Source organism: Streptomyces sp. V3I8 (assembly GCF_030817535.1).
Classification (GTDB): domain Bacteria; phylum Actinomycetota; class Actinomycetes; order Streptomycetales; family Streptomycetaceae; genus Streptomyces.
This window is the reverse complement of the sequence record NZ_JAUSZL010000002.1, coordinates 964,339-990,113: the sequence shown is the minus strand read 5'-3', so window position 1 is coordinate 990,113 and position 25,775 is coordinate 964,339. Positions and strand designations below refer to the sequence as shown.

Below are 25,775 nucleotides of genomic sequence, written 5' to 3'. Positions count from 1 at the left end.
CGGGGGAGCCCCGGAGCACGCACCTGACGCCGCCGGGCCGCCCTCCGGTCGACGACGGGAATGGCCGGACGGGCCCTCGGCAGGTCGCGGGAGTCCCGCCCTTCGCCCGGAAGGGCGGCGGGACCTGCGCGATACGCCGCGACAGGCTCAGGAAGCCCGCAGGGCCGCCGACCGGGCGCACAGGTCCGCCCGGTTGGTGGCCCCCGTCTTGGCGATCAGACTCGCGATGTGCTTCTCCGCGGTGCGGGGGGAGATGAACAGCCGGTCGGCGATGTCCTTGTTGCCGAGCCGGTCCGCGAGCAGCCGGAACACGTCGAACTCCCGCACGGTCACACCCTGCGCGCGCAACTGGTCGGGAATGCCGTTGGTGCCGGTGCGGTGCTGGTGCACGGGAGCGCCGAGCCGGCGCAGCGCGGCCCGGCAGGCGCCGGCCACGGCCGCCGTGTCCCGCTCGTGGAAGTGGTGTTCGGCCCGCCGCAGCCAGCCCACCGGATCGCCCCAGCCGTCCTGATGTGCCGCGTCGGCGATCAGCCGCAGACCGAGGTGCTGGGCCAGCGGGTACGGTTCCGCCGTCGCCAGCGCCGACTCGACCGTCGCCGCCGCCCGCGCGCCCGCGCCCTCCCGGCCCAGCAGGACGGCGTCGGCGAGCAGCACGAACTGCCGGTTCCAGCGCATCCGGGCGACGGCGGTGGCGGTGATCTCGTCGTGCCGGGCCCGGTCCGCCTCCCCGGCGAGCACGTCCAGCAGCAGGACGAGGCCATGGGTGCCGCTGAGATGGTAGGTGGAGGGGTTGTCCGCCTCGAGCGCCAGCACCGCCCGCAGCTCGGCACGGGCCAGCTCGCGGTCCTCCTCCAGCAGCGCGCAGAAGACGCGGGCCAGTCCGAGGCCCAGCGGTTCCTCCTGCGAGCCGGCACCGTCCCACTCGGTGAACGCGGCGAGCGCCGCCTCCATCGCCGTACGGTCCCCGAGGTGTGCCTCCAGGACGGACTGCGCCATGAGGACGTACCGCACGGCGGGCGCCAGGCGCAGACGGCGTACCACGGCCAGGCATTCGGCGGCGGCCGAGCGGGCGGTCCCGTAGTCGCCGCGCAGCACCGCGTCCAGCACGAGGATGCCGTCCACGGTGTGCACGATGTTCACCGAGCCGAGCCGCAGCGCCTCCTCGCGCGCCGCCAGCAGGCCCGAGGTGTCGCCCTCGGCGAGCCAGGCGTTGCCGCCCATACGGGTGGCCGCGTACATGCGCTGCAGGGGCAGGCGGTGGCGTTCCGCCGTGGCCAGGGCCTGTTCGAGCATCGCCTGCGACTCCTGGGGGTCACGCTCGCGGGCCACGGTGGCGAGCAGCTCGCTGGCCTGGCAGGCGACGACAGGCAGTCCGTACCGCTCGGCGGTGTCGGCGGCCGAACGGGCCAGTTTCTCCGCGTGCTGGGTGCGGTCGGGCCCCGGGGTGTCGAGGGCCAGGTAGGCGGCGGTGACGTCGACGGCCGCGGCCGTCGCCTCGTCCGGCGCGCTCGCCAGCACCTCGCGGGCGCGGACGATCTGGCGGTTGCCGTCGTTCCACCGCCCCGCCGTGTGGGCCACCTTGGCCAGCCGGGTGTGCAGGGTGGCCAGCCGCTCGGGGCTCAGTCCGGAGCCGCTCAGCACATGCAGGTCCTCGGCCAGATCGAAGGCGCGGGCGAAGTCGCCGGCCTCCGCGAGGGCCGGCAGCAGGTTCTCCAGCACCGCGCCCCGCGCCTGCGGGTCGCCGGCGTCGACCAGCAGGCTCTCCGCGCGGCTGAGCAGTGTCACCGCGGAGCCGAGCGCGCCCTTCGCGAGGGCCCGGCCGCCGGCGTCCCCGAACAGCAGCCCGGCCTCGACGTGGTCCCCGGCCTCGCACCGCAGCCCGGCCGCGAGGGCGCACCAGTCGCCGTCGAGGCCGGGGTGCAGCTCCTCGACCGCTTCCGCGCCCCGCCGGGCCAGATCCGCTCGCCGGGTCGGTGTCATCTGCGTGAACAGTGCCTCCACGGTGAGGGAGTGCCGGAAGGAGTACCAGTCCGGAGCCGGTTCGTCGGGGATGACCAGCCGCGCGGCCACGCCCGCGTGCAGATGGCTGAGCAGGGCCCGGTCGTCGACGCCGGTCATCCGCTGCAGCACGGTGAGCGGGAAGCGCCGGCCGAGGACGGCGGCGGCCGACAGCAGGGTCAGGCCCTGCGCGCCCAGCCGGTCGATGCGGCGCAGGATGCCTCGGGCCAGCGTGGAGGAAACGTCACTTCGCAGATCTCCGACCGCTCGCCAGCCGTCCGGCCCCTGCACCAGGGTCCCGGCCCCGATCATGGACTGCAGCAGTTCCTCGATCAGGTACGGGCTGCCGGCGCTGTCCTCCCACAGCCGCTGCAGGACCGGCCCGGGCACCTCGCCCGAACCGTCGGTGCCGAGCTGGGCCGCGATCATGTCGTGCACCTGGGGCCGGGTCAGCGGAGGCAGGTCGACCAGAGCCGCGACGCCGCGGCGCCGGGCGGACTGCGCGAGGTCCAGCGCCTCGCTGAAATCCGTGCGCACGGTGGCCAGCAGGAGTACGGGTGAGTACTCCAGGTTGTCCACCAGGTACTCCAGGACCCCCAGCGTCTCCGGGTCGGCGTCGTGCAGGTCCTCCAGCAGGAGCAACTGGCCCTGCCCGCGTCCGGCGGCGATGAGCAGACGCAGCACCGCCTCGCCGAGGATGACCATGGAGCTGCTCTCACGTTCCCCGGTGTCCCAGTCGGGGATCAGCCGTCCGAGGACGGGGCGGTAGGGGCCGAGCACGAGGTCGTCCGTGGGTTCGCCGCCGCGGAACAGCGACATCAGCGCCTCGGTGAGGGGACGGAACGGCACGGCCGGACCGGTGGTGCTGCTGCGTCCGCGCAGTACGCGCATGCCGGCGCCCAGCGCCCGGCCCACGGCCTCCGCCGCGAGCCGCGACTTGCCGACGCCGGCTTCGCCGACCAGGAAGACGACACCGCCGCGTCCCTGCCTTGCTTCGGTCAAGGCACGTTCGAGCAGGACGATGTGAGAGTCCCGCCCGACCAGGGATGGCGCATGGGAACGCATGGATGCAGATGGTAGTAGGAATATCGGGATCTGTGGCAGGTCGCCCTCTCCGGACCGCTTCCGTCCCGGCCGGGACGGAAGCGGCCTGGGAAACACGGTGGCGCGGGTCCGGCGATCGGGCCCGCGCCGCACGCGGAGTCAGGACTGGCGCGAGGTCAGTTCGGTGCGGAGACCGAGGTGTCCAGGGTGCTCAGCGTGATGACGACGCCGCTGGTCAGTACCATCCCGGCCAGCACGCGGGCCCGGGCGCAGGCGCGGTTGCGGCCCCTGAGCGTGATGCCGCCCGCCGCGTCCTGCTCGTCGGCGGGGGTCTCGGTGACGTCGGCGGCGGTGGTGGCGAGGTGCTTGTCCATGACGGTGATCCCCTTTTGGTGTCCGCGTGCGGATGGGTACGGCGTGAGGGTGGAGAAGGGCGTGCAGCTGTCGAACACAGACGCGTGGTCGGTCAGTGGCCGGGGTGTCCCAGGAGCAGGACGGACGGCACGGTTTCGGGGTGGGCCAGGCGGAGCAGTCCGTAGCCGATGCCGGACAGCCCGGTCAGCAGCCCGGGGGAGGGAACGTGGTCGGGGGTGGCGCATCGGTGGCTCTGCGCCTCGACGAGGCCGAGCACCTGGCCGGTACGCAGGCTCAGTGCCTCGGCGGCCCTCGCGTCGCCCCGTCCGGCGAGGACGGTCAGCGCCTCCAGCGTGCCGAGTGCGCCCTGCCCGAGGCTCAGGTCCGGGCGCACCTCGGCGTCCGCAAGCCGGTCCGTCAGCCGGTCCGCCGGCCGGGGCAGACCCGGCGCCGGGGGAAGGTGGGCGGCGGCGGCCGCCACTCCGGCGAGGCCGCCGGCCCAGGACGTGTCGGCTCCCGTGCCCTCGAGGGCGGTGCGGAGCAGGGCATGAGCGGCGGCCAGGTGCTGGGCGGCACGTCCGGGCCGGCAGGCGGCGTACCGAAGCAGCGCCCACCCGATCCCCGCGGCACCGTCCGCGAACCCGGGGTCGCTCCCGATCCCCGCGGCACCGTCCGCGAACCCGGGGTCGCTCCAGAACTCCGCGGCACCGTTCGTGTCGCCGGTGGTCGGGCCGGACTCCGCGGGCGCGTTCGCGGACCGGGCGGGGCCGGGACCGCTGATCCTCGTGACCTCGCAGGCCGCGTCCGTCCCGGCGGTGCCGTGCGTGGACAGGGCGGGCCCGTCGGCGCCGCCGACCGCCGCCAGCAGCCGGTCCGCCACGGTGTCCGCCAGCCGCAGTGCCGCCGGGTCGCCGGTCGCCTCGTGTGCCGCGGCGGCGGCGGCCAGTGCCCCGGCCGTGCCGGTGGCGAGTCCCGGTCCGGGGCAGGCCGCGACGGCGTGACCGAGCGCGGTGAGCGCGTCCGGCAGACAGTCCGTCAGGTCCTCGCCGAGCAGGGCCGACAGCCGGATCAGGGCGTACACGATGCCGCCGAGCCCGTCGTAGGCACCCGGCCCGGCCGCCGCGCTCAGCTCGGGGTCGCAGGCCAGTGCCCTCAGCAGGGCGGGCAGCGGCCGGACCGCCTCGCGGGCCGGTCCGGCGTACCGGCCGGCCCCGGCCAGCGCGTCCGTGTGTGCCAGGAACAGCGCGACGCCGCAGTATCCCTGCGCGAGCCCGGCACCCATCGGCAGCACCGCCCAGTGCGGGCCGAAAACCCTTTCCAGGCCGAGCCAGTTGGTCCGCCCTGCGTCCCGTACCGCGCGGGCCGCGATCTCGTCGGCGATCCCGCACGCGGCGGAGAGGAGCCGGGACGCGTCGGGCGCGACGGCCGGCACCGGCGCCACCGCCAGCTCGGACCGGGGTCCGTCCAGCGCCGAACCGGTGCCCCGTGCCGCCAGCGTGGCCGAGATGATCCACTCCTGGTCGCGGCAGTCGACCTCGTCCATCCGGACGATCTTCTCCCGCACCGCCGCCAGACTCGCCACCGGCAGCACTTGCGACAGCCAGGTGCCGTCAACCGTCCGGACCCCCGTACCGGACGGTCGGTGCACGAAGAGGGGTACGTCCCCGCGCCACAGGTCCGCCGTCTCGTGCTCGATGAGCCGTCGGCGTACCTCGTCGTGCTCGGACTCGGTCCACAGGACGGCGAACACACTGTCCCGGGCGAGTGCGTCGCCGAGCAGGGAGGGGTGGACGGACTCCTCCAGCAGGGTCGAGTACAGGCGGGTGGAGCGGACGATGAGCCGGGCCGGGATGCCGCCGTGGGACGCCAGCGGGCCCTCGTCGCCGAGCAGTTCACCGGCGTGCGCGGCGATGGCCGTGTACGCGGTGCGGAAACCCTCCAGCAGGGCCGCACGGTGGTCGGCGCCCCGCAGGGGGTGGCCGGCGGGCAGTGGCTGGTTCTGCGCGGCCGGGCTGGGCAGCGGGGCGCGCACGGCCCGCATGGTGTCCTGTCCGCTGTCCTCCCAGCGCAGGCCCTCGCTCGGGAAGGTGCCGTCGGCGGACCGGCCGAGCGCCGAGATGTCGAGCGCTCCGTGCTCGCCGATCAGCAGGTGCGGCAGCAGACAGGTGCGGTGCACGGAGGCGTGCAGGGCGTCGGCGGCCGGGTCGGCGCCGGCGATCACGGGCTGCGGAAGGCCGGTGTGCAGCAGCGTCTCGGCGTCCACCAGGACGGGCTGGTCCCCACAGGCGATGACGTTCTCGTAGTGCATGTCGGCGCCGTCCACCGCGTAGAGGAGTGCCAGCAGCGCTCCCTGACGCCGGTAGAAGGCGTCGGTCTCGGTCACCGACCGGCACCAGCGGTGCTCCACGTACTCCAGCCAGCCGTACGTCGTCCGGCGCAGGCTCCGCGGGGTGCGCAGCGCCAGCCCCGGCACCCTGGCGTTGAGCCAGGTCACCAGGTCGTCGAGCAGGGCGTGCTGACCGAGCGGCCGCGGCTTGTACACCAGCCGGTCGCCGCTCGCGAAGTGCAGGACCGCCACGGACCGGTTGCCCTGGTGGGCGTCCCCGCGGCCGAGGTCGACCCGGGTGAGCGGCCCGGCGTCGCGACCGCCGAGGAGAGCGGCGGCCAGAGCATCCCGGTCGGCGTGGAAGCGCGCCACCAGTTCGGCCATCGCGTCCGTCGCGTCCAGGGCGGTCTGGCCGAGCATCCGGGCCAGCACGGGGTAGGCGGCGAACAGGTCCCCGAGGCCCCGGCGGGTGCCGGTGGCGGCGACGAAGGAGGCGAACCGCTCGTGCGGTCCGGCGCCGGTGAGACGCCGGGCGCGCCGGGCCGCGTCGAGCTCGTGGACCAGCGTCCGGGCGGCCTGCCGGACCAGCTGGTGGGTCAGCCGCCGCTCGAACGTGCCCTGCCAGACGGCCTGTTCGGCTCCCGCAACGGCGGGCAGCAGCTCGACGAGCCGGGCCGAGGCCGCAGCGACGACCGGGCGTACGACCGGTGCGAAGACATCGGGCCCCTCACCGTGCTCCGCCGACTCCGCCGACTCCGCCAGCTCCGCCGGGTCTTCGGCGTCCGCGTCCAGGACCGCTTCCACGTACGTCGCCCAGCAGGGTTTGGCCGTTCGGGCGGCCAGCCTCTCGGCGGGTTCCGCCGCCAGGGCCGCCGCCGTGGCGGCGTCCACCCCGAGGTGGGCCAGCCGCAGAGCGAAGCCCTCCGCGTCACCGGCGGCCCAGGGGGCCCGCACGGTGGCCGCGGAAGCGGCGGGCGCCGCCGGGAGTCCGGGGGCGGCAAGCCGTTCCGCGAGGGACAGCGCCGGAGCCCACCAGACGAGTGGCAGGCCGGCGCTCCGGGGAGTCGGGAGGCTGGCGGTCTCAGTCACAGGAAGAACTTCGCAGACCTCCTGCCGCCCCCACATGGGGAAGTGGCCCCCATATTCTGCGCGGCCCCCGCCCCACCGGTGGGAGCAGCGTGCCGCATACCCGCCCTTCCGGAGCCAGCCGCAGGTCGGAGCGGGCCACCCGCCTTCCCGGAACGGCCGGGAGAACCGCCGGGCCTACGTGTACGGAAGCCGGTACGGCCGGATGCACCGCCCCTGTCACAGGTCGCGCTCACCCTTCGCGGGCCGCGCCCGCCCTCTGTGGGGGGTGCGCCCGCTCTTCCTGCGGGGTGCACCCGGGCGCACCCCCATTCCCCCGGTGCGGGACCCCCGTGTCCGCCGGTCGTGCGGCCCTGCCCGTACGGCCCGGACACCGCGCGGCTCCCCTTACCGGCCGCCGGCCGCCGCGCGCCGCCCCCGGGAGGCGGTCGTACGGCGGCCGGGCCGCCCGCTCCGCGGGAAAGGTGGGGACCGGCTACCGATGTCCGTGACCGCCGCCGACGGCAAGGTGAGTCGCAGTACCCACCAAGACCGCCCGCAGCGCTCATGAACCGGGCGGACGACCTATCAAGGAGCAGCAGATGGGAGCACCCGTACCCGTCGGTGTGGTCGCACTCGACCCGGTGCTGGAGGCCGGCACCCGCAGTACCCTGCTCGCCTGTCCGGAGCTGACCGTGTGCGAGCCCGACGAAGCCCGGGTCGCCGTCCTGACCGTGGACCGGCTCGGCCCGGCCGAACTCGACATGGTGCGCACCATCCGGGCCCACCGGCAGCGCCCCGCCGTCGTCCTGGTGGCCGGCGCCCTCGCCTCCGGAGACGCCCTGCACGCCCTGGCCGCCGGTGCCCGCGGCCTGCTGCTGCGCCGTGAGGCCGACGCCTCCCGTCTGAACCACGCGGTGCTGGCCGCCGCCCGGGACGACTGCACACTCCCACCCGAACTGCTCGAGCAGTTCCTGGACCGTCCGGCGGCCGTCCGGCACGGCTCCGGCGGCTGGGCCGGCGGCACGCTGTCCGAACGGGAACGTTCGGTGCTGCAACTGGTCGCCGACGGGCACGAGACGGCGGAGATCGCCCAGCAGCTGGCTTATTCGCCGCGGACCGTGACCACCGTCGTCCACGACATCACCCAGCGGTTCCGGCTGCGCAACCGTGCCCACGCGGTCGCCTACGCGCTCCGGGCGGGTCTGCTGTGACGGCCACCCTGACAGAGGCGCCCCCTGCGCCGACCGCACAGGTCGCATCCATCGCACCCACCCCGCCCGCCGTCGTCCGCATCCCGCCCTCGCGCGGCGCCGACCGGGTCCGCGCCCTTGCCCGCCACGCGGGCCTCACCTGCGTGTCCGAGCACGGGGAAGCCGGACCCGGCAGCGTCACCGTGCTTGTCGCCGCAGACGCCCGACAGGCTCTGCGCGATGCGCGGGAGCCAGGACCGCTGCTGCTCGTGTGCGACACCGTCTGCCGTACGGGCCTGCTGCTGGCTCTGCACACCGGAGCGGTCGTCCTCAAGGCCGCGGACCTCACCGAGAGGACCCTCGCGGCGGCAGTACGCCGCGCCGTCCACCCGCATCCGAGCATCCCCTATCCGGAACTCTCCCACCTGCTGACCACGACTCCCGGCCCCGGCGGACCGGTACCGGCGGCCGGGCCGCCGACCCTGACCGCCCGCCAGACGTCGGTGCTGCGCCTGGTGGCCGAGGGCCACGCCAACGCGGACATCGCCCGCCTGCTGGACTGTTCCGAACACACCGTCAAGAACGTCATCTACGAGATCATGGCGCGTCTGCAGGCCCGCAACCGGGCCCACGCGGTCGCGCAGGCCGTACGCCACGGCCTGGTCTGACGCACCGAGGACGTCGCCGCGGGGGACGGGAACCACGGACACCGGGCCACAAGGGCCCGGACGGTCCACCCGTCACCCCGCGCGGTCATGTCTGTTCCCAGGGCGATGACGGCGAGCCGGACGGTGAACGCCGGGCGGACGGACAGCGGGAGCGTGAACCGGACGGGGGCGGACGTCAGAAGGCGGGCGTCGGCAGCAAGCGCGCTGCGACGCGTTCCTCCACGACCCGCTCGCCCTCCCGGCTCACCACGTAGGCGGCCTTGTCCGGGAGTTCCGCCACGACCTCGACCAGTTCGGTGCCCCGGTAGACCAGGCCCACCCCGTCGTCGGTGCAGTGGGCCGTCGCGAAGGTGCCGTCGGCGATCAGACGGTGGATCAGGGGGCGCCGGCCCGCGTCGGAGTCGTAGTGCACCCCGTTGCCGTACGGGAGCAGCCCCAACCCGTCGGTCACCGGTCGCAGTTCGGGACCGAAGGAGTCCGTGGCGCCGCCCTCGAACCAACAGATGGATCCCGCGCTCACCCCGGCCAGCACCACACCCGCCTGCCACGCGCGCCGCATCACCGCGTCGAGTCCATGCACTCGCCACACGGCGAGCAGGTTGGCCACCGAGCCGCCCATCACCCAGACGACGTCGTGGGCGAGGACCGTCCCCTCGACGTCGTCGACGTTCGGCATGGGGAACAGGTGCAGCGGCGTCAGGTCGAAGCCCGCGATCCGGGCCGCCTCGGACACCCGCGCCGTGACGTGCTCGGCGTCCCCCACCGCCGTACCGACGTGCAGGACGCGCGGTCGCCTGCCGTGCACGCCCGAGAGGTCGACCGCGTGGTGGACCAGGGCGTCGAAGAGCACCCGGGTACGCGCGCCAACGCGGTGCCCTCCGGAGGTGGCGAGGATGGTCGGTTCAGCGGCGCTCACGCCCGTGATCGTATCGCGGGCCCTGCGCGGGTGAAACGGGGAAGCCGTGAAAGCGGATCACCGGACGTTCCCCCGCGGGGGAACGTCCGGCAGCACGGCGGGGACCGGCCCCCGCCGTGCTGCCACAGGTGCGGTTACGGTGTCCGCAGGGCCACGGCCGCCGCGTACCCCGCCGGGACCAGGACGTCCCGCACGGTCCACTGCGGCGACGGAGCGACCGGCAGTGTCCCGGTGCCCACGTAGTCGAGCGCCGGATTGCGCACCAGTCCGGTACCCAGGCCCTTGAGGTAGGCCTCCTTGCGCACCCAGGCCCGGGTGAAGGCCGCCGGACGCTCGTGCGCGGGCAGCAGCGCGAGCTCCTGTGCCTCCGCCGCGTGCAGCGCGGACCGCGCATCGAGCGCCGCCTGCGCGGTGGCCAGCTCCTCCACGTCGACACCGACCGGCGCCGGGGCGAGCGCCACCAGCACCAGGCCACCGCTGTGCGACAGGGAGAAGTGCACCCCGGCCGTGCGCAGCGCCGGCCGGCCGTGCGGACCACCGCAGCCCGCGCACGGTTCACGCATCAGCGGCAGCGCCCCGGCACGGATGCCGAGCACGATGCTCAGCAGGCTGCGCAGCGCCGCGTGCGCGACCACGTAGGCGTCCCGGTCCCGGTCGTGCCGGAACGCGCGTGCCCGCGCCCGTTCCTCCGCGTCCAGCAGCTCCTGCGCGCGCCGCAGCGCCCGTTCGTCCTGTGCGCCGACCTGGGCCAGGTACAGCTCCAGCGGTCGCCGCAGGGTGCGCGGGCCCGGTGGATACGTCCGGTCGTGCAGTGCGGACAGGTTCAGTACGGCCGGGCACAGCCGTTCCGGCGGCGGCACTGCCGGCGGGCCGTGGGCCGGCAGCGTGAGGAGGCGGCCCGGGTGGCCCTCAGACATCTGCCCCGGCCAGCCGGCGGCGCAGACTGAGCGGCCGCATGTCCGTCCAGATCACGCCGATGTGGTCCAGGCACTCCTGCCGGCTGCCACGCAGGCCCTCCGGATACCAGCCGGCGGGCACCTCACGGTCCGCCCGCCAGATCGAGTACTGCTCCTCGTCGTTGCGCACCACGAGGTACACCTCGTCGGTGCCGGGGCGGGTTTTCTCGGCGCCGGCGTCGGCGTCGGCGGCGGAGTTGGGTTGCGTCACGGTGAACCTCCCGCAGGTGATGAGGCCGGCCACAGGTCAGGGGCCGACGCTGCCAGCGTGCCCGGGGGCGACGCCCGGGGTCAGGGACGAACGCGCCGCACCCGTGGCGCGCGTTGCTGCCGGTTCTTCTCTGGTGACCCGTGACCGCGGTGCGGGACCGTGCTGTCCGGCCGGGGCGCCCGGCAGCCCGGCGGCGGCACCCGTCCCGGCCGGGCAGCGGGACTCCCGCGCACCCCCTTCCGGAAGGAGCACGCGATGTCGGACGAGCAAGCACCTGTCCTGCTGCCGGGCGGAGGCTGGCGGTTGTGGGACCAGTTCGCGCTGCGCGGCCCCGGCTTCCCCGCCGACGGCGTGCTGCGCCTGGCTCCGCCCGGACTGGCCGAGGCCGCCGACAAGTTCGGCCCCGGCACGGACCTGTCCGGGCCCGAGTGGCAGGCCTTCACCGAGGAACTGTCCGCGGCCGCCGTGCACACCGCCCGCCACCTCCAGGAGGTGGCCGCCCAGCCCCGCTTCCAGGCGGCCCTCGCCTGGCAGAACCCCGCCGTCCTGCGGACCGGCATCGCGCCGTTCCTGCGCTGGACGCCGGGCGCGGACAGCCGCAGCAGCATGCCGCGCCAGCGCGAGGAACTGGTCGCGCACTACTGGCAGCGGTTCTGCGTGAAGAACGACACGATCGGCTTCTTCGGCCCCGTCGGCTGGGGCCGCTGGGATCTGTCCGAGCCGGCAGCCGTCGCGGTGGACGCCGGTGACGACTTCCTCGACACGCAGGAGGTGTACTTCTCCGCCTGGGCGATCGACGCCCTGGCGAAGGTGCTCGGCGAGGACCGGGAGCTGATGCGCTGGATCCCGCCGCGCCGGGTGTCCTTCGTGCGGTGCGTAGACGGCGAGGTACGGGTCCCCGGACGGCCCGTACAGCCGGCCGGCGCACGCCAACTCGCCGTGCTGGAGCGGTGCGACGGCATCCGGCACGCGGACGCCATAGCCGCCGAGCTGGGACTGGACGCCGATGAGGTGCTGCACACCGTCGGCGAGTTGCTCACCCGCCGCTGGGTGCACTGGCGGCTGGAGGTGCCCGCGGACACTTACCCCGACCGCGCGCTGCGCCGCATCCTGGAGCGCGTCCCCGACGAGACAGCACGAGAACGGGCGCTGGACAGGCTCTCCGTACTGGAACGTGGCCGGGACGCCGTACGTGCCGCCCGCTTCGACGCCGCCGCCCTGACCGCCGCGATCGGCGCCCTGGAAGCCGACTTCGCCGCGCTCACCGACAGCGAGGCCCAGCGCGCCAAGGGCGAACGCACCGCCCCCTGCCGGGGGCTGGTGTACTCCGACGCACGCCGGGCGGCCACGGCCACGGCAGGCGCCGGGCTGCTTGCCCACCTGGAGCCCCTGCAGCTGTGCCTGACGGCCGCCCGCTGGATGACGAACCGCTTCGCCGAGGACATCCGCGCCCGTCTGCATACCGTGTACGACCGCCTGAGCGCGGGCGGCGAAGCGGTGGACCTCGCCTCGATGTGGTTGCACACCCTGCCCTCCCCGCACCCCGAGGCGGGCGATCTGATCGATGCCGCCCAGGCCGAGCTGCGCGCCAAGTGGGCCCGCGTCCTTCGCCTTCCGCCGGGCGCGCGCCGGGTACGGCTGAGCACGGCCGAGCTGGCCGAACGGGTACGGCGGGAGTTCGACGAACCGGGCGACGGCTGGTCGCTGGCCCGGTACATCAGCCCCGACGTCCTGGTCGTCGCCGAGGACGACGCCGCCCTGGCCCGTGGCGACGTCCAACTCGTCCTCGGAGAGATGCACTGCGCGCTGAACACCATGGGCGCCTCGTTGTTCGTGCACCAGCACCCGGACCGCGGCGAACTGCTCGCCGAGACCACCCGCGACTTCCCCGGGCCGCGGCTGCTGCCCACGCTGCCGAAGGAGCTGCCGCTGAAGTGGTCCACGCGCAGCCGGCCCTCGCTCGACCGGCCCGAGGACCACTACGTGACCCTGGTCGACCAGACGGGTGACCCGCACCGTCCCCGCACGGTGCTGAGCGCCGACGTCCGGGTGGAGGAACGGGACGGCCGGCTGACCGCCGTGCTGCCCGGCGGCACCGCCCACGACCTTCTCGACGTGTACGCCAACACCCTCACCCAGCGTGTCATGGACCGTTTCACCCTCCGTCCGGAGGGCCGGCACACCCCGCGCATCACCATCGACCGCATGATCGTGGCCCGGGAGACCTGGCGACTGCCCGTCTCGGACGTGGACTTCGCCGACGAGAAGGCGGAGGCCGCCCGGTTCGTCCGGGCCCGGCACTGGCAGCGGCGGCACGAGTTGCCCCGGTTCGTGTTCGTCGTCTCACCGACTGAACCACGCCCCTTCTACGTCGACTTCGACAGCCCCGTGTACACGACGATCCTCGCCAAGGCGGCCCGCAGGCTCGCCCGCAAGGACCCCGGGGCACGGCTGAAGGTCAGCGAGATGCTGCCCACCCCCGAGCAGGCCTGGCTCACCGACGACGAGGGCCGCCGCTACACCTCCGAACTCCGCTTCGTGGCCGTCGACCAGACCGTCGCCGGCGTGGGGGAGGACTGATGCGTACGGTCGCCGACGACATCGCCGCGCACGCCGCCCGCGACCCGGAGCGGATCGCGCTGACCACACCGGCCGGTGAGGTGACGTACGCCCGGCTCGGCGCCCGCGTCGAGGAGATCACGCGGCTCCTGCGGGCCCACGGCGCCCGGCCGGAAACGGTGTGCGCCGTCGCCGTCGAGCACGGCACCGACGCGGTCGCGGCTATGGCGGCCGTCCTGCGCTGCGGCGCCGCCTTCCTCACCCTGGACGTGGGGCAGCCCCAGGACCGGCTGGCGGCCTTCGTCCGCAGTGCGGGTGCCCGCCTGCTGCTGACCACGTCCGCGCACGCCCCCCTCCTCGGCCTGGCCCTGCCCACCGTGCTGCTGGACCGGCCCGCACCCACGAACGCCCTACCACCGCCGTCGGTCGACCCCCGTGCTCTCGCCTACGTCAGCCACACCTCGGGCAGTACCGGGGAGCCCAGTGCCGTCCTGATCGAACACCACTCCCTCGACGTCTACCTGCGCGACACCGCCCGCGCGTTCGGCCTCGGAGCCGACACCGTGGCTCTGCAGACGGCGCCCCTGGGCTACGACGCCTCGATCCGCGACACCTTCGCGCCGCTGCTGGCCGGGGCGCGGCTGGTGATCGTGGACCGGGCCCGGCTGCTGCGGCCCGAGGAGTTCGCCCGTACCGTCCGCGAGCACCGGGTGACGGCGCTGCTCAGTGTGACCCCCTCCTTCCTGTCGCACCTGGCCGGGGCGCCGGGACTCGCCGATCCACTGGCGGGTGTGGTCCTGGCCGCCTCCAGCGGTGAGTCGCTGCGGCCGTTCCTCGCCGCCGGCGGACGCACGCTCGTGCCCGGCCGGCTCGTGAACCAGTACGGCCCGACCGAGTGCACGATGACCACCACCCGCCACGGCGTGCCGGCCGAACCGGACCCCTCCGGCGACCTCGTGGGCGTGCCCCGGGCCGGTACCGTCGTGCGGATTCTGGACGCGGCGCTGGAGCCGGTCGCCGACGGCACGGTGGGCGAGGTGTACATCGGGGGAGTGGGCCTGGCCCGCGGCTACGGCGGGCGCCCGGCCCGTACGGCCGAGTGTTTCGTTCCCGACCCCTTCGGTGCGCCCGGCGCCCGCCTCTACCGCACCGGCGACCTCGGCTGGTGGGGCGAGGGAGGACTGCACTACGCCGGCCGGACCGACCGCCAGGTCAAGATCCGCGGCTACCGTGTCGACCCGGCCGAGATCGAGGGCGTCCTGCTGTCCCACCCGGGGATCACGGGCGCCGTGGTGACCGCGCACACCGACGACCGGGGACGCGGGTACCTGCTTGCCCACGTCACCGGCGACCTGGCCGGGACCACGGACGCGGCCCTGCGCGGCCACCTCGCCCGGTCGCTGCCGCCCCACCTGATGCCACGCCGGTTCCAGCGCCTCGACACGCTGCCCACCACCCGCGGCGGCAAGGCGGACCGTCGCCGACTGGTCGCCGGGAGCAGCCGATGACCGCCACCGATCTGGGCCTCGGCACCGGTGCCGTGCGGTACGGCAACACCCACCGGCTCGACCCCCTCGACCTCGGCCCCGACAACCTCGGCCCCGCCGACCTGGAAGCGGCCGCCGCCCGTATCGCCCCGTACATCGTCCGTACCCCCCTGCTGCGCGGCCCGGTGACGGCGGCGCACGGTACGCGGCTCCTGCTGAAGGCCGAACACCTCCAGCTCGGCGGCTCGTTCAAGACCCGCGGCGCCGCCAACGCCGTCCTCGCCCTGGGTGCCGACCGGGTCGTCACCGGCTCGTCCGGGAACCACGGCATCGCTCTCGCCCGGCTCGCCCGCTCCCTGGGGATCCGGCTGACCGTCGTCGTCGCGGCCGGCGTGGCCCCCGCGAAGGCCGCCGCGATCCGGGCGTTCGGCGCCGAGATCGTCCGGGTGGGCGGCGGGGTGGCCGAGCGGGAGGAACGCGCCGGGGCCATCGCGGAGGAAACCGGGGCCGTCCTCGTCCCGTCCTCGGACCACCCCCTGGTGGTCGCCGGGCAGGGCACGGCCGGCAGCGAACTGCTCGCCGACGCCCCCGGCACCGAGACGGTCTACGTCCCCACCGGTGGGGGTGGGCTGCTCGCCGGCGTGTGCCTGGCCGCCACCGGCCGCGCCGTCCGGGTGGTCGGGGTCGAACCCGCCCTCACCCCGCGCTACGCCCGCTCCCTCGCCGTCGGCCGCCCGGTCCAGCTGCCCCCCGGCACCACCGTCGCGGACGGGCTGCGGGGCCAGCGTCCCGGACGAGTCCCCTACCCGATCATCCAGAACCGCGTCGACGACCTGATCGCCGTCGGCGACGACGAGATCCTCGCCGCCACCGCCCTGCTGCACCGGCACGGCGTCGACGCCGAACCCAGCGGCGCCGTGGCGCTGGCCGGAGCGCTGCGCGCCGACCGTCGGGAACAGGCCGTGGTCGTCGTCTCGGGCGGCAACACCCCCGCCCGCCTGCACGCCCTGCACCCCACCCGCCCCGACCCGCACACGGACCCGCACTGCCACCCGCGCCCCGACCGGCACACCGGCACACACAACGACCCGCTCACCGGCACACACACGAAGGAGCACACGTCATGACCTCGAACACCGCCACCGCCACCGCCACCGCCGCCACGTCCCTCACCACGGTCGACCTGCTCGTCGGCATCTTCCAGGACGTGCTCGGCCTGCCCGACCTCACCGAGGACACCGACTTCTACGAGGCGGGCGGCGACTCGCTGACCGCCTTCCAGATCACCGGCCGCCTCCAGGAGTCGCTCGGTGCGGACGTCCCGGTCTCCCTGGTCTTCGCCTACCCCACGCCGCTCGACCTGGCCGCGGTCGTCGACGCCGACTACGGCGCCGCCTGAACGTCCCACCGTTCCAGCACGGACAAGGACCGTCCACCCACGCTCGCCAAGGAGAGCCGTGCCATGACCGAAGACTTCGTGCCGTCCCTCGGCCGCTGGCGGCTGTGGGAGCAGTTCGCCCTGCGGGGGCCGGGCTTCCCCGCCGACGGGGTGTTGCGCCTGGCACCGGCCGGACTGGCGGAGGCCGCCGACAAGTTCGCCGCCGACGACGCTCTCGAGGGCGCCCGCTGGGCGGAGTTCGCCCGGCTCTTCGCGGACGCCGCCGTGGAGAGCGCGCACACCCTGCAGGACATCGCCCGCATGCCGTCCTTCCGGGAGGCGGTGGCCTGGCAGAACCGGCCGGTCCTCACCTCCGGCATCGCGCCGTTCCTGCGCTGGACGCCGGGCGTGGACAGCCGCAGCAGCATGCCGCGCCAGCGCGAGGAACTGGTCGCGCACTACTGGCAGCGGTTCTGCGTGAAGAACGACACGATCGGCTTCTTCGGCCCCGTCGGCTGGGGCCGCTGGGACGCCACGACACCGGGCGCCGCCGTCGACGCGGGTTCCGGACTGATCGCCGACTCCACCGTCTACTGGGCCAGTTGGGGCATCGACGCAGTGGCCAAGACGCTGGACGCCGACCCCGGTCTGCGTGAATGGACCGCACCCCGGCGGGTGCCGTTCGTCGCACTGGACGGGGACCGCGTCCGGGTGCCGGGCCGCCGCCCGGTGACCGTGTCCGCCGAGACGGCGGCCGTCCTCGCCCGCTGCGACGGCGTCCGGCCGGCCCGGCAGATCACCGCCGAACTCCCGGACACCGACGTACCCGCCGTCCTGGCCGACCTGGTTGCCCGCCGCTGGGTGGCGTGGCGGCTGGAGGTTCCCGCGGGCACCCACCCCGACCGGGCGTTGCGAGCCTGGCTCGACTCCGTCGGCGCGCCCGAACCGCGCAGGCGCGGGCTCGCCGCACTGGACCGGCTGGAGCGGGGCCGGGCGAAGGTGGCGGCGGCCCGTGACGTGGACGCCCTGGTCGAGGCGATGTCGGAGCTGGAACAGGACTTCACCGAGCTGACTGCCACGGCCGCCGTGCGGGAGAAGTCCGCGTCGACGGCCCCCTGCCGGGCGCTGGTGTACTCCGACACACGCCGGTCCGCCACCGCTCGCCTGGGGCCCGCCGTGCTCGACGCACTGCGCCCGCTGCGACTGCTGATGGACAGCGCCTCCTGGCTCACCTCACGACTGGCCGCGACGGTGACGGCCGAGGCGCGGCGCGAGTACGACCGTCTCGCCGCCGAGGGCGAGGTCGATCTGGCGTCCTTCTGGTTCGCGTGCCTGCCGGTGCTGCACGGCGCCGCCCGCACCACCGCCGCCGAGCTCCAACGGGAGTTCGCCGCACGCTGGCAGCGCATCCTGGCAGTCCCCCGGGACGCCCGCCGAGTGACGGTAGCGGCGGCGGACATCGAGGCACAGGTAGGGGAGGTGTTCGCCGGCGCGGGCGGCGGCTGGACGGCAGCCCGCTATCTGAGTCCGGACGTGATGATCGCCGCCGATGGAGCGGAGTCGGTGGCCCGCGGCGACTTCACCCTCGTCCTCGGCGAACTGCACCTCGCCGCCAACACGCTCGGCGCCTCCCTGTTCACCCACCAGCACCCGGACGCCGGCGAACTGCTCAGCCTCACCGCCCGCGACCACCCCGGTCCGCGCCTCATGCCCCTGATCCCGAAGGAGCACCGCTCGCGCCTGTCCGTCCGGGTCCGTCACGCACTCGTACGCCCCGAGGACCACCAGGTCGCCCTCGCCGACTTCACGGCGGACCCCGCCCGCCCCCGAGCCGTCCGCAGCGCCGACGCCACCGTCGAGGAGCGCGACGGCGACCTCCTCGTCCGGCTCCCGGACGGCTCCACCTTCCCGGCGGTGGACGTCTTCTCCCACGTTCTGACCACCTTGGCGATGGACCTCTTCCAACTGCTGCCGCAGGCGGACCACACCCCCCGGGTGACCCTCGACCGCATGGTGGTCGCCCGCGAGACCTGGCGGCTGCCCGCCACGGACGCGGAGTTCGCCGACGACAAGGACGAGGCCCGCCGCTTCGTCCGCGCCCGTCACTGGCGCACCCGACTCGACCTGCCGCGCCATGTGTTCGTCGTCCTCCCGACCGAGTCGCGGCCCTTCTACGTCGACTTCGACAGCCCCGTCTACGTCACGATCCTCGCGAAGGCGTTGCGCCGGCTGTCGCGCAGGGACCCGGACGGCACGTTCACCGTCACCGAGATGCTGCCCACGCCGGAACAGACCTGGCTGACCGACGACGAAGGGCGCCGGTACACGTCCGAGCTGCGATTCGTGGCCTTCGACACGGAGCAGAACACCTGAACCACACACCTGCCCCCGAGTGGTCCGGTCAGAAGCAGTGGTCAGGTGGCCGGCATCCGTACCGAGGCCAGGGCAGCAGGACAGGGAGCCGGCCCAGTGCCGGCTCCCCGGCCGACGCAACCGCCTGAGCTCTTAGAGGTCCTAACAAAGGCGTCGGACGTGGCGGTAGGTGATCAGGCAGGTGGCGAGGCCGAGGAATGCTTCGTGGATGTCGTCGCGTCGTTCCCAGCGGATGCGTAGGCGGCGGAAGCCGTGAAGCCAGGCGATCGTGCGTTCGACGACGTAGCGGAAGACGCCCAGGCCGGTGCCGTGAGACTCGCCCCGCTTCGCGATCACGGGACGGATCCCGCGCCGCCACAGCAAGCGCCGGTACTTGTCGTGGTCGTAACCACGGTCGGCGAGCAGTGCGTCGGGCCGGTGGCGGGGCCGGCCGACAACCCCGGCGACGGCGGGGATCTTGTCGAGCAGGGGCAGGAGTTGGGTGACGTCGTTGCGGTTGCCGCCGGTCAGCGACACCGCGAGCGGGATGCCCTGCCCGTCGACGATGAGGTGGTGCTTGCTGCCCGGACGTGCGCGGTCGACCGGGCTGGGACCGCTTTTGGGCCCCGTCGGGCCGCGCGGACATGCGAGGAGTCGATCACCGCCCGGCCCCAGTCCAGATGGTTCTTCGACCGCAGCTCGTTCAGCAGCAGATGGTGGAGCTGGTCCCAGACGCCGGCCTTGTTCCAAGCCGCCAGGCGCCGCCAGCAGGTCATCCCCGAGCCGAAGCCGAGCTCCTGGGGCAGGTACTCCCACTGGATGCCGGTGTGCAGGACGAACAGGATCCCGGACAGGGCCTGCCGGTCCGGCACCCGCGGTCTGCCCTCAGCCTTCTTCGGGCCCGGGTTCGGTAGCAACGGCTCGATCAACGACCACAGTTCGTCCGACACGATCCACGGCCGCGACTGACGGTTTCCCATACCCAGACATACGAGCAGAGAGACCGACAGTCTCATGATCAGCAGCTTTTGTTAGAGCCAGTTAGACGGTGTCCTATGTGGTGAGTCGGACGAGCCGTTTGTAGCAGCACAGGGCGGCGGCGAGGCCGAGAAAGCCCAGGTAGTTGCGGGGGTTTCGCTCGTAGCGGGGGCTGAGTCTGCGGTAGCCGGACAGCCAGCTCATGGTTCGCTCGATGACCCACCTGCGGCGCCCTAGCCTTTCGCTGGACTTGATGCCTTTGCGGGCGATCCGCACGCCGATGTGCTTTCCCGACAGCCATTTCCGCAGGTGAGGTATGTCGTAGGCCTTGTCCGCGTGGAGACGCTGGGGCTTGAAGTGGCGGCCGTTGTGGGGGTCGTGTCTCGTTTGGCGGCCCTCGACCATGGGCTTCAGTCCTTCGCTGTCGTGGACGTTCGCCGCGGAGATGCCGACGAGAAGGGGCAGTCCGTTCGCGTCCGACAGGATGTGCATCTTGGAGCCCGGCTTTGCCCGGTCCACGGGGCTTGGACCTGTGTGTTCGCCCCTTTTTTTAGCGCGTACGTGAGCGGTGTCCAGGACGACGCGGGTGACGTCGGTGAGGCCGGCGTCGTCGAGCTGGTGCAGCACGGCTTCGTGCAGGCGGCCCCACACACCGGCTCTGGACCAGATCAGGAACCGGCGGTGCGCGGTTGACTTCGATATGCCGAAGCAGGGCGGCAGTTGGCGCCAGGCGCAGCCGCTGACCAGCACGTAGATGATCGCCGCGAACAGCGTCTCATCAGGCGTGTCCTGCGTTCCGCCGCCCTGCGGCCGCACTCTCGACGGCGGGATCAACGGCTCCGCGATCTCCCACAGCCCATCCGGAACAATCCAACTCCACGTACCTCGCCCCATACACAGCACAACGAGCGATCGCCACATAGGACATCGTCTTAATCCACGAGAACGGGCTCTGATCCATTGCTTATGGTCTTACGCAGCGTGACGACTTCGGGCAAATGCATGGAGAGGGCGCCTGTGTTCGGCACGGTGTCGAGCGCTGGTGTCAAGGGGCGGCATCTGCCTGATCGGTTAGGTTCGATCCTCGGGTGGGTCCAAGAAGTACGGGGGGATGGCCTTGACGGTCCCGTGGGAGATAGTGATCTCGACTGCGGGCGGTGTTGCCGCCACGGTCGTAGGTGTCTTTGCAGGTGGCGTCGTCGGGCGCCGAGGCCAGAACGAGCAGTGGGTGAGGGACAACCGGACGGCCACGTATGCGACGTTCCTGCGGGAGTTCGTCGCAGTCGAGATCGAACTTCGTACGGCGTTTCTCGCGGACCGGCCTCACCGGCTCGACTGGGCACCGTGGAACGCGGCGCTGGTCGCGCTCAGCCTTGTTGCCACCCGAGAGGTGGCGGCAGCGGCTGCAGAGTTGACCAGCACTGTCGGCCATTTCGCGGAACTGGTCGTCCGTTCCCCGAAGACACGAGAGGAACTGCGGGAGGCGCAGGAGGCTCTTGCCGCAGGGCAGTTGCGCTTCGTGAACGCGGCCCGCGTCTCGTTGGACGGCTCCCAAGCGCCGCTCGACTGGCAGCTCGGAGGACCACCTGCCTGGGCGGAGACCGAACCGTACGCTCCCGATTCGGATGTAACCGCTTGATCCCACCGGCCGCGGGTAGCCAGGCGTCAACATGGGCGGCCGGGCCATGTTGACGCCCAGACACACCGGGCTGACCTGCCAGGGCTTGCTGTGCAGCTCCAAGCGTTCGGTGGAACAACGGTGACAACTATCGCGCTTCGGCTCAGTATCGGCGGGCCGCCGTACAGCGCTCTGACGACGGCCCGCTCCTGAGTCCGCACCACGGATGCGAGACCGAAGATGACCACGCCCTGGCCGTCCCGGCGCACCATCGGCCGTCCGCTCGCTCCGCGCGTCGCCGTACCCCGCGAGCCGGTCGACCCCGCCCGCATCGGCCGCCGCGTCGTACGGCGCCGGGCGAAGGGGATGGACGCCGGCGCCATCGCGGTGGCCCTCAAGGACACCCGCTTCGACGCCCGGCAGGCCTCCCGGAACGAGGACCTGGCCGACGACGAACGCGGCCTTCCCGGCACCCCGGCAGTCCTGCGGCATGCCCTGACCGATTTCGCCGAGCGCTACACAGAGCGCGGCCGTTCCCCCGCCCATGACCATCTGGACGCGCTCCGCCGCACCTAGGCCCCGGTGTCCTAGCTCAGACACCAGCCGCAAAGTAGGAGCCGGGGCCTGGTGATCGTGGTCATGCGCTCGCTGCCGCTACGGCCTGTTCGTCGTGCTCGCGCAGCATGCGCATGACGGTGGCGGGTGAGGGGTGTTGTCCCTTCTTTGTGCCCGTGGTGATGACGAGCCGCTTGGCGATGTCGCGCAGGCTCATCTCCTGGTCGCGCAGGTGGAGGGCCATGGACAGCATGTCGCCATCGGTGACGCCCGCACCGCCGATGGTTTTGCCGCGCTTGCGGGCGGACTCGTGGCCTTCGAGGGTGCGGTCGCGGATGTACTCACGCTCCATGCCCGACATGGCAGCCAGCACGGTGAACACGATGCCGGAAGGATCGTGCGAGCCCTTCTGTGCCTCCAGGGACTGCCGGGCGGTCGAGGCGCGGGCGTACCCGAGTCGGACGTGCCCGACCGGCTCGGCGCCGGCGCCCGCGGGCCGGGGTAGCTCGGTCCACGCCGAGCCGGCTTACGCACGGCGGGGGTCGGCACGTTCAGCGCCTTGGCGAGTTGGGGCACGAGCCGGAAGCGGGCGGTGTGGTACTGGATGGCCACTTCGCCCTTGCCGGTCCGGCACGGCGAGCCCGCCGGGACGGCACAGGTGGACATTGGGCAGGCGTGCGATTCCACGCGCTTGAAGTCATCGCTCACGGATCTGACTGCTTCATGAGGCTGTTTCAGACGTCCAGTCGTTTGCAACAACTCATGAAACATGACCGCCACGGGTGGACCGCCGCCCGGCATGGTGTTTCACGAGCGACCACCTATGGAACCCGGTCTCCTTCTCCGGCCCGGGAGCCTGCACAAGTGCACGCGGGTGATTGGTCAGTGGTGCTGGGTCATGTGGGCAAGGACCTGGGTAGCGCCGTCGGGGCTGAAGGCGTCGTCGATGGCCCCCGCTGCCCCTTCGGCGGCTTCGACGGAGCGCGGCAGCAGGATCTTCTCGTAGGCGGTGACGGCCTGGTCGATGGTGGCGTTGCCGACGAGGGCCTGGGCAAGGTCTGCGCCGTCGAGCATGGCGAGGTTGGCACCCATCCCGGAGAACGGGGACATGAGGTGGGCGGCGTCGCCCAGGAGGGTGAGGCCGGGCGTGTGCGTCCAGGTGTGTGGGACGGGTAGGGCGTACAGGGGGCGGTTGAGGTAACCGGTGTCGGTGTCGGTGATGAAGCCGAGCATGCGGTCGTTCCAGTTGGCGAAGCGGTCCAGGAGGGCGTCGCGCACGGCAGCGGTGTCGGTGAGGTCGAGCCCGGCCTGCTGGTGCCAGTCCTCGTCGGTTCGCATGGCGATGTAGACGCGGATGTGTCCGCCGCTGTTGCGCTGGGCGACGAAGCCCTGCTGGTTGTGGAGGGCCATCATGGTGCCGGCGGCAGTAAGTGCCGCGAGGCGGGGGTGACGGGTGTCGACGTCGTTGAAACCGGTCTCGACGAAGGTGACACCGGTGTAGAGGGGCGTCGCATCCGTCAGTAGGCGGCGGACCTTGGACCAGGCGCCGTCGGCGCCGATGACGAGGTCGGCGTCGGTGGTGGCGCCGTCGGTGAAGTGCAAGCGGTGGCCGCCATCGCCGATCGGCTCGACGCGGGTGAGCTTGTGGGCCCAGTGCACGGTGCCGGGCTTGAGGGAGTCCAGCAGGAGGTTGCGCAGTCGGCCGCGGTCGATCTCGGGGTTGCCCTCGGTCGTGTCGGCCTCGGGCGGGATGCCGTCGAACACAATCCGGCCGTCGGCACTGACCACCCGCATCTGCTGGCCCTCGGGGCGGGCCAGGGCGAGGAAGTCGTCCAGCAAGTCGGCCGCACGCAGGGCGTACTGACCGGTGTCGGGGTGCATGTCCAGGGTGCCGCCTTGGTCGCGGGCAGCGGGAGAAGCGCCGAGATCGTAGACCGTGACGGGGATGTCGTGCCGCTGGAGGATGCGGGCGCAGGTCAGTCCGCCGGGACCGGCTCCGATGATCGCGATACGGGGGGTGGTGGCATTCACAGTGACGCCTTCTCTCATGCTGATGCGCTTGAACTTGTCGAGGGGCAAGGACTATGCGCTGGCGGGTGCGGGCCAGGACATCGCCTCGCCAGCCGCGAACACAAAAACACACTCACTCAAAAAGTGCAACCAGTCAACTTTTTAAGTCGGAGTTTTTTCTCTATGATGCAAACATGACTGCAACCGTGGGGCGCCGCGAGCGCAAGAAGGCCGCCACCCGCCAGGCGCTGGCCGACACCGCCCTGAACCTGTTCCTCGAACGCGGCTACGACAACGTCACCATCCGCGACATCGCAGACGCCGTGGACGTGTCGACCACCACGCTGCTCAAGTACTTCCCTACCAAGGAAGCGCTCGTCTTCGACGAGGACACCGAGCAGGAGGCCGGCCTCGTCGCCGCCGTACGCGACCGGCCGGAAGGCCAGAGCATCCCCCAGGCGCTGTGCGCGCACATCAAGCGGGTACGGACCAGTGCTGACAACAGGGATGCACGGTTCGCCTCCTTCGTACACCTCGTCAACAACACGCCGGCCCTGAGCGAGTACGGGCACCGCATGTGGATGCGCCACCAGGACGCCCTCGCCCGTGCCATCGGCGAAGCCACCGGGAGCCGGCCCGACGACTACCGGTGCGCCGCCCTTGCCCACTTCGCTCTGGAGGCATCGGCCTTCGCCCACCGCACCGACGACCCCGAGCGCGCCGTGGATGCCGCCTTCGCCCTTCTCCAGAACGGCTGGGGCGCCGCCGTATAACGGATCACGCGGCGAAGGAGGTCAACGCCCCCGCACCGCCGGGGGCCACCCGCTCGGCGATGTCCGAAGTGGTGCGGGGCCGGGCACGACGACTGCCGGCTGAAGGTCGAGCCGGGTGCCCATCTCCAGGCGGAAGGTGCCGTACGGGTTGATGTTCGACCAGAACAACGCGGTCAGGCCGCGCCGGTCCTCATCCGAGAGCCTCGAAGCCCACGCCGGTTCGGCCAGGATCTACTGCACCAGCAGCGTGTTCACGTGGACGAGCGCGGACTGCAGCAGGTGCAGGCAAGCATCGAGGTCTCGGCGTGCTCCTTGTCCGGGCCGGTCAGGGCGCCCTCCTTGCCGTAGTGCAGCACGGTGTTCGCGCTGTTCCAGTTCTCCACGACCTGGAGCCCGCCGTGGATCTCGCGGCGCAGGCCGGGGCCGGCGAGGTAGTCGCAGGCGAAGACCCTGCGCACGGCGCGGCCGAGTTCTTCGAGGGCCTGGTAGGTGGGGTGCTTGGGGCCGCCGCGGGTGAAGCGTCGCAGCACCTGCTCGGCCTCCGCCGTCCTGAGCCGGAGTGCGGTGGCGTACTTGACCATCTGGTCGTACTGCTGCTCGATCAGCTCCCAGCGGATCGGCCGCGTCAGTGAGGCGCCGAGAGCGGGCCGGCCGGGCGGGCTGTCGTCGGGGCGGTACAGGCGGATGCTGCCGATGTTCTTCAGCCTCGGCAGCAGGCGGAAGTTGAGCAGCTCGGTGAAGGCGAACCCGACGACGCTCGCGCCGTGGGTGTCGACGTAGTCGGACTCGATCTCGGCGTCCGTGCAATGTCGCAGCAGCCCCTCGATCATCGCCGCGACCTCGGACGACGAACAGCTCTTGGGCTGGGAGCAGATACAGACGTTCTTGCGCTCGACGGGCCGGCAGATCATCACGCCGTTGCCGCCGTTGCCGCCGTAGCGGGCGTGGTACTCGGTCATGAAGTTCGAGGACCAGGACCCGAACTTCTTCGAGTCCGACGCGCACACCGTTCCCCGGCCCCACCACGCGGTGCCGCGGGCCGCAAAGGTGACATCGACCAGCTGCGTCACGGCGGCGCGGAGGTTGTCGAGGGTGATGAAGTGCCGACGCACGTGCCGCAGCGCGGCTTCGGTCTCGCCGTGCTCACCGGTCGCCACGACGGCACGGATGCTCATGTTCGTGCCCAAGGCGAAGAGAGCCAACAAGTTGGGCCGTGCCGGGCTCGCGTAGCGGGGCATGGCCACCCAGATGACCGGCCGCCGGCAAGGCGGCCGGTCCGTCCTCGACCGGAGGGGTCCGGCCCGGCCGACGGACGATGGCAACCTCGCGGTGGA

The 25,775-nt window shown here is 72.7% G+C and carries 21 protein-coding genes; 10 read left to right on the top strand and 11 right to left on the bottom strand.

Annotated elements, in window-relative coordinates; all coding sequences use genetic code 11:
- Window positions 1-147: 147 nt before the first annotated feature.
- The 3 genes from QFZ75_RS04680 to QFZ75_RS04670 all read right to left on the bottom strand — a co-directional run bounded on the left by QFZ75_RS04680 (window position 148) and on the right by QFZ75_RS04670 (window position 6,811).
- Window positions 148-3,063, bottom strand: a complete 2,916-nt coding sequence (locus QFZ75_RS04680; RefSeq protein ID WP_307534060.1) for a LuxR family transcriptional regulator — start codon at window positions 3,061-3,063, stop codon at window positions 148-150.
- Between the two features lie 155 nt (window positions 3,064-3,218).
- Window positions 3,219-3,416 carry a hypothetical protein gene (locus QFZ75_RS04675; protein ID WP_307534058.1) on the bottom strand — a complete coding sequence of 66 codons (198 nt, stop codon included), beginning with the start codon at window positions 3,414-3,416 and terminating at the stop codon, window positions 3,219-3,221.
- 92 nt (window positions 3,417-3,508) lie between these two features.
- Window positions 3,509-6,811: a type 2 lanthipeptide synthetase LanM family protein gene (locus QFZ75_RS04670; RefSeq protein WP_307534056.1), complete on the bottom strand. Its 3,303-nt coding sequence runs from the start codon at window positions 6,809-6,811 to the stop codon at window positions 3,509-3,511.
- A 578-nt stretch (window positions 6,812-7,389) separates the two neighbouring features.
- Between QFZ75_RS04670 and QFZ75_RS04665 the strand changes: the two genes are divergently transcribed.
- Both QFZ75_RS04665 and QFZ75_RS04660 read left to right on the top strand, forming a co-directional pair.
- Entirely contained in the window at window positions 7,390-8,001 is a 612-nt protein-coding gene (locus QFZ75_RS04665; protein WP_307534054.1) for a response regulator transcription factor, read from the top strand.
- A complete protein-coding gene (locus QFZ75_RS04660; RefSeq protein WP_307534052.1) occupies window positions 7,998-8,648 on the top strand; it encodes a response regulator transcription factor in 651 nt (216 codons plus the stop codon). Before QFZ75_RS04665 ends, QFZ75_RS04660 begins: the two co-directional genes overlap by 4 nt.
- A 175-nt stretch (window positions 8,649-8,823) precedes the next feature.
- On the opposite strand, the gene QFZ75_RS04655 is transcribed toward QFZ75_RS04660, so the two are convergent.
- The 3 genes from QFZ75_RS04655 to QFZ75_RS04645 form a co-directional block, all read right to left on the bottom strand.
- Entirely contained in the window at window positions 8,824-9,564 is a 741-nt protein-coding gene (locus tag QFZ75_RS04655) for a peptidase E (protein ID WP_307534050.1), read from the bottom strand.
- A 134-nt stretch (window positions 9,565-9,698) separates the two neighbouring features.
- Window positions 9,699-10,481 carry a 4'-phosphopantetheinyl transferase superfamily protein gene (locus QFZ75_RS04650; protein ID WP_307534048.1) on the bottom strand — a complete coding sequence of 261 codons (783 nt, stop codon included), beginning with the start codon at window positions 10,479-10,481 and terminating at the stop codon, window positions 9,699-9,701.
- The gene (locus QFZ75_RS04645) at window positions 10,474-10,662 is read right to left on the bottom strand and encodes an MbtH family NRPS accessory protein (protein WP_355909802.1); all 189 of its coding nucleotides are present in this window, start codon (window positions 10,660-10,662) and stop codon (window positions 10,474-10,476) included. The genes QFZ75_RS04650 and QFZ75_RS04645 overlap by 8 nt, the downstream gene beginning before the upstream one ends.
- Before the next feature lie 324 nt (window positions 10,663-10,986).
- On the opposite strand from QFZ75_RS04645, the gene QFZ75_RS04640 reads away from it, so the two are divergent.
- From QFZ75_RS04640 to QFZ75_RS04620, 5 genes are all read left to right on the top strand, one after another.
- On the top strand, window positions 10,987-13,311 hold the full coding sequence (locus QFZ75_RS04640) for a lantibiotic dehydratase (RefSeq protein WP_307534044.1): 2,325 nt from the start codon (window positions 10,987-10,989) through the stop codon (window positions 13,309-13,311).
- Entirely contained in the window at window positions 13,311-14,798 is a 1,488-nt protein-coding gene (locus QFZ75_RS04635; protein ID WP_307534042.1) for an amino acid adenylation domain-containing protein, read from the top strand. The genes QFZ75_RS04640 and QFZ75_RS04635 overlap by 1 nt, the downstream gene beginning before the upstream one ends.
- A complete protein-coding gene (locus QFZ75_RS04630) occupies window positions 14,795-15,904 on the top strand; it encodes a threonine/serine dehydratase (protein ID WP_307534040.1) in 1,110 nt (369 codons plus the stop codon). Before QFZ75_RS04635 ends, QFZ75_RS04630 begins: the two co-directional genes overlap by 4 nt.
- Window positions 15,901-16,176 (top strand): acyl carrier protein, encoded by a 276-nt coding sequence (locus QFZ75_RS04625; RefSeq protein ID WP_307534039.1) that lies wholly within the window; start codon window positions 15,901-15,903, stop codon window positions 16,174-16,176. Before QFZ75_RS04630 ends, QFZ75_RS04625 begins: the two co-directional genes overlap by 4 nt.
- 63 nt (window positions 16,177-16,239) lie before the next feature.
- Window positions 16,240-18,528, top strand: a complete 2,289-nt coding sequence (locus QFZ75_RS04620; RefSeq protein WP_307534037.1) for a lantibiotic dehydratase — start codon at window positions 16,240-16,242, stop codon at window positions 18,526-18,528.
- A gap of 141 nt (window positions 18,529-18,669) precedes the next feature.
- On the opposite strand, the gene QFZ75_RS04615 is transcribed toward QFZ75_RS04620, so the two are convergent.
- Window positions 18,670-19,487 (bottom strand): IS5 family transposase gene (locus QFZ75_RS04615; RefSeq protein ID WP_307534034.1). Its coding sequence is split into 2 segments (ribosomal slippage): window positions 18,670-19,140 and window positions 19,143-19,487, totalling 816 coding nucleotides; the frame shifts between segments, so codons are not numbered across the junction.
- A gap of 73 nt (window positions 19,488-19,560) precedes the next feature.
- The gene (locus QFZ75_RS04610; RefSeq protein WP_307534033.1) at window positions 19,561-20,379 is read right to left on the bottom strand and encodes an IS5 family transposase; all 819 of its coding nucleotides are present in this window, start codon (window positions 20,377-20,379) and stop codon (window positions 19,561-19,563) included.
- A gap of 217 nt (window positions 20,380-20,596) precedes the next feature.
- Here QFZ75_RS04610 and QFZ75_RS04605 point away from each other — a divergent pair, with 217 nt between their 5' ends.
- Window positions 20,597-21,124, top strand: coding sequence for a hypothetical protein (locus tag QFZ75_RS04605; RefSeq protein WP_307534031.1), 528 nt, complete (start codon window positions 20,597-20,599; stop codon window positions 21,122-21,124).
- A 219-nt stretch (window positions 21,125-21,343) separates the two neighbouring features.
- Window positions 21,344-21,679 carry a hypothetical protein gene (locus QFZ75_RS04600; RefSeq protein ID WP_307534029.1) on the top strand — a complete coding sequence of 112 codons (336 nt, stop codon included), beginning with the start codon at window positions 21,344-21,346 and terminating at the stop codon, window positions 21,677-21,679.
- Window positions 21,680-21,740: 61 nt separating this feature from the next.
- Here the strand turns inward: QFZ75_RS04600 and QFZ75_RS04595 are convergent, their stop codons facing one another.
- Together QFZ75_RS04595 and QFZ75_RS04590 are read right to left on the bottom strand one after the other, a co-directional pair.
- Window positions 21,741-22,040 (bottom strand): hypothetical protein, encoded by a 300-nt coding sequence (locus QFZ75_RS04595; protein ID WP_307534027.1) that lies wholly within the window; start codon window positions 22,038-22,040, stop codon window positions 21,741-21,743.
- 500 nt (window positions 22,041-22,540) lie between these two features.
- Window positions 22,541-23,689, bottom strand: coding sequence for an NAD(P)/FAD-dependent oxidoreductase (locus QFZ75_RS04590; RefSeq protein ID WP_307534025.1), 1,149 nt, complete (start codon window positions 23,687-23,689; stop codon window positions 22,541-22,543).
- Window positions 23,690-23,862: 173 nt separating this feature from the next.
- On the opposite strand from QFZ75_RS04590, the gene QFZ75_RS04585 reads away from it, so the two are divergent.
- The gene (locus tag QFZ75_RS04585) at window positions 23,863-24,441 is read left to right on the top strand and encodes a TetR/AcrR family transcriptional regulator (protein WP_307534023.1); all 579 of its coding nucleotides are present in this window, start codon (window positions 23,863-23,865) and stop codon (window positions 24,439-24,441) included.
- Between the two features lie 251 nt (window positions 24,442-24,692).
- Here QFZ75_RS04585 and QFZ75_RS04580 read toward each other — a convergent pair whose 3' ends face one another.
- Complete coding sequence (locus QFZ75_RS04580) at window positions 24,693-25,616, bottom strand: Tn3 family transposase (protein ID WP_307534021.1); 924 nt, start codon at window positions 25,614-25,616, stop codon at window positions 24,693-24,695.
- Window positions 25,617-25,775 lie beyond the last annotated feature (159 nt).

Excerpts from the sequence above, each read along its gene's own strand:
- QFZ75_RS04665 (WP_307534054.1), top strand. The coding sequence starts at position 7,390 with ATGGGAGCACCCGTACCCGTCGGTGTGGTCGCACTCGACCCGGTGCTG.
- QFZ75_RS04580 (WP_307534021.1), bottom strand. The coding sequence starts at position 25,616 with ATGAGCATCCGTGCCGTCGTGGCGACCGGTGAGCACGGCGAGACCGAA.
- QFZ75_RS04625 (WP_307534039.1), top strand. The coding sequence starts at position 15,901 with ATGACCTCGAACACCGCCACCGCCACCGCCACCGCCGCCACGTCCCTC.
- QFZ75_RS04630 (WP_307534040.1), top strand. The coding sequence starts at position 14,795 with ATGACCGCCACCGATCTGGGCCTCGGCACCGGTGCCGTGCGGTACGGC.
- QFZ75_RS04600 (WP_307534029.1), top strand. The coding sequence starts at position 21,344 with ATGACCACGCCCTGGCCGTCCCGGCGCACCATCGGCCGTCCGCTCGCT.
- QFZ75_RS04620 (WP_307534037.1), top strand. The coding sequence starts at position 16,240 with ATGACCGAAGACTTCGTGCCGTCCCTCGGCCGCTGGCGGCTGTGGGAG.
- QFZ75_RS04635 (WP_307534042.1), top strand. The coding sequence starts at position 13,311 with ATGCGTACGGTCGCCGACGACATCGCCGCGCACGCCGCCCGCGACCCG.
- QFZ75_RS04675 (WP_307534058.1), bottom strand. The coding sequence starts at position 3,416 with ATGGACAAGCACCTCGCCACCACCGCCGCCGACGTCACCGAGACCCCC.
- QFZ75_RS04680 (WP_307534060.1), bottom strand. The coding sequence starts at position 3,063 with ATGCGTTCCCATGCGCCATCCCTGGTCGGGCGGGACTCTCACATCGTC.
- QFZ75_RS04585 (WP_307534023.1), top strand. The coding sequence starts at position 23,863 with ATGACTGCAACCGTGGGGCGCCGCGAGCGCAAGAAGGCCGCCACCCGC.
- QFZ75_RS04640 (WP_307534044.1), top strand. The coding sequence starts at position 10,987 with ATGTCGGACGAGCAAGCACCTGTCCTGCTGCCGGGCGGAGGCTGGCGG.
- QFZ75_RS04605 (WP_307534031.1), top strand. The coding sequence starts at position 20,597 with ATGGCCTTGACGGTCCCGTGGGAGATAGTGATCTCGACTGCGGGCGGT.
- QFZ75_RS04650 (WP_307534048.1), bottom strand. The coding sequence starts at position 10,481 with ATGTCTGAGGGCCACCCGGGCCGCCTCCTCACGCTGCCGGCCCACGGC.
- QFZ75_RS04610 (WP_307534033.1), bottom strand. The coding sequence starts at position 20,379 with ATGGGGCGAGGTACGTGGAGTTGGATTGTTCCGGATGGGCTGTGGGAG.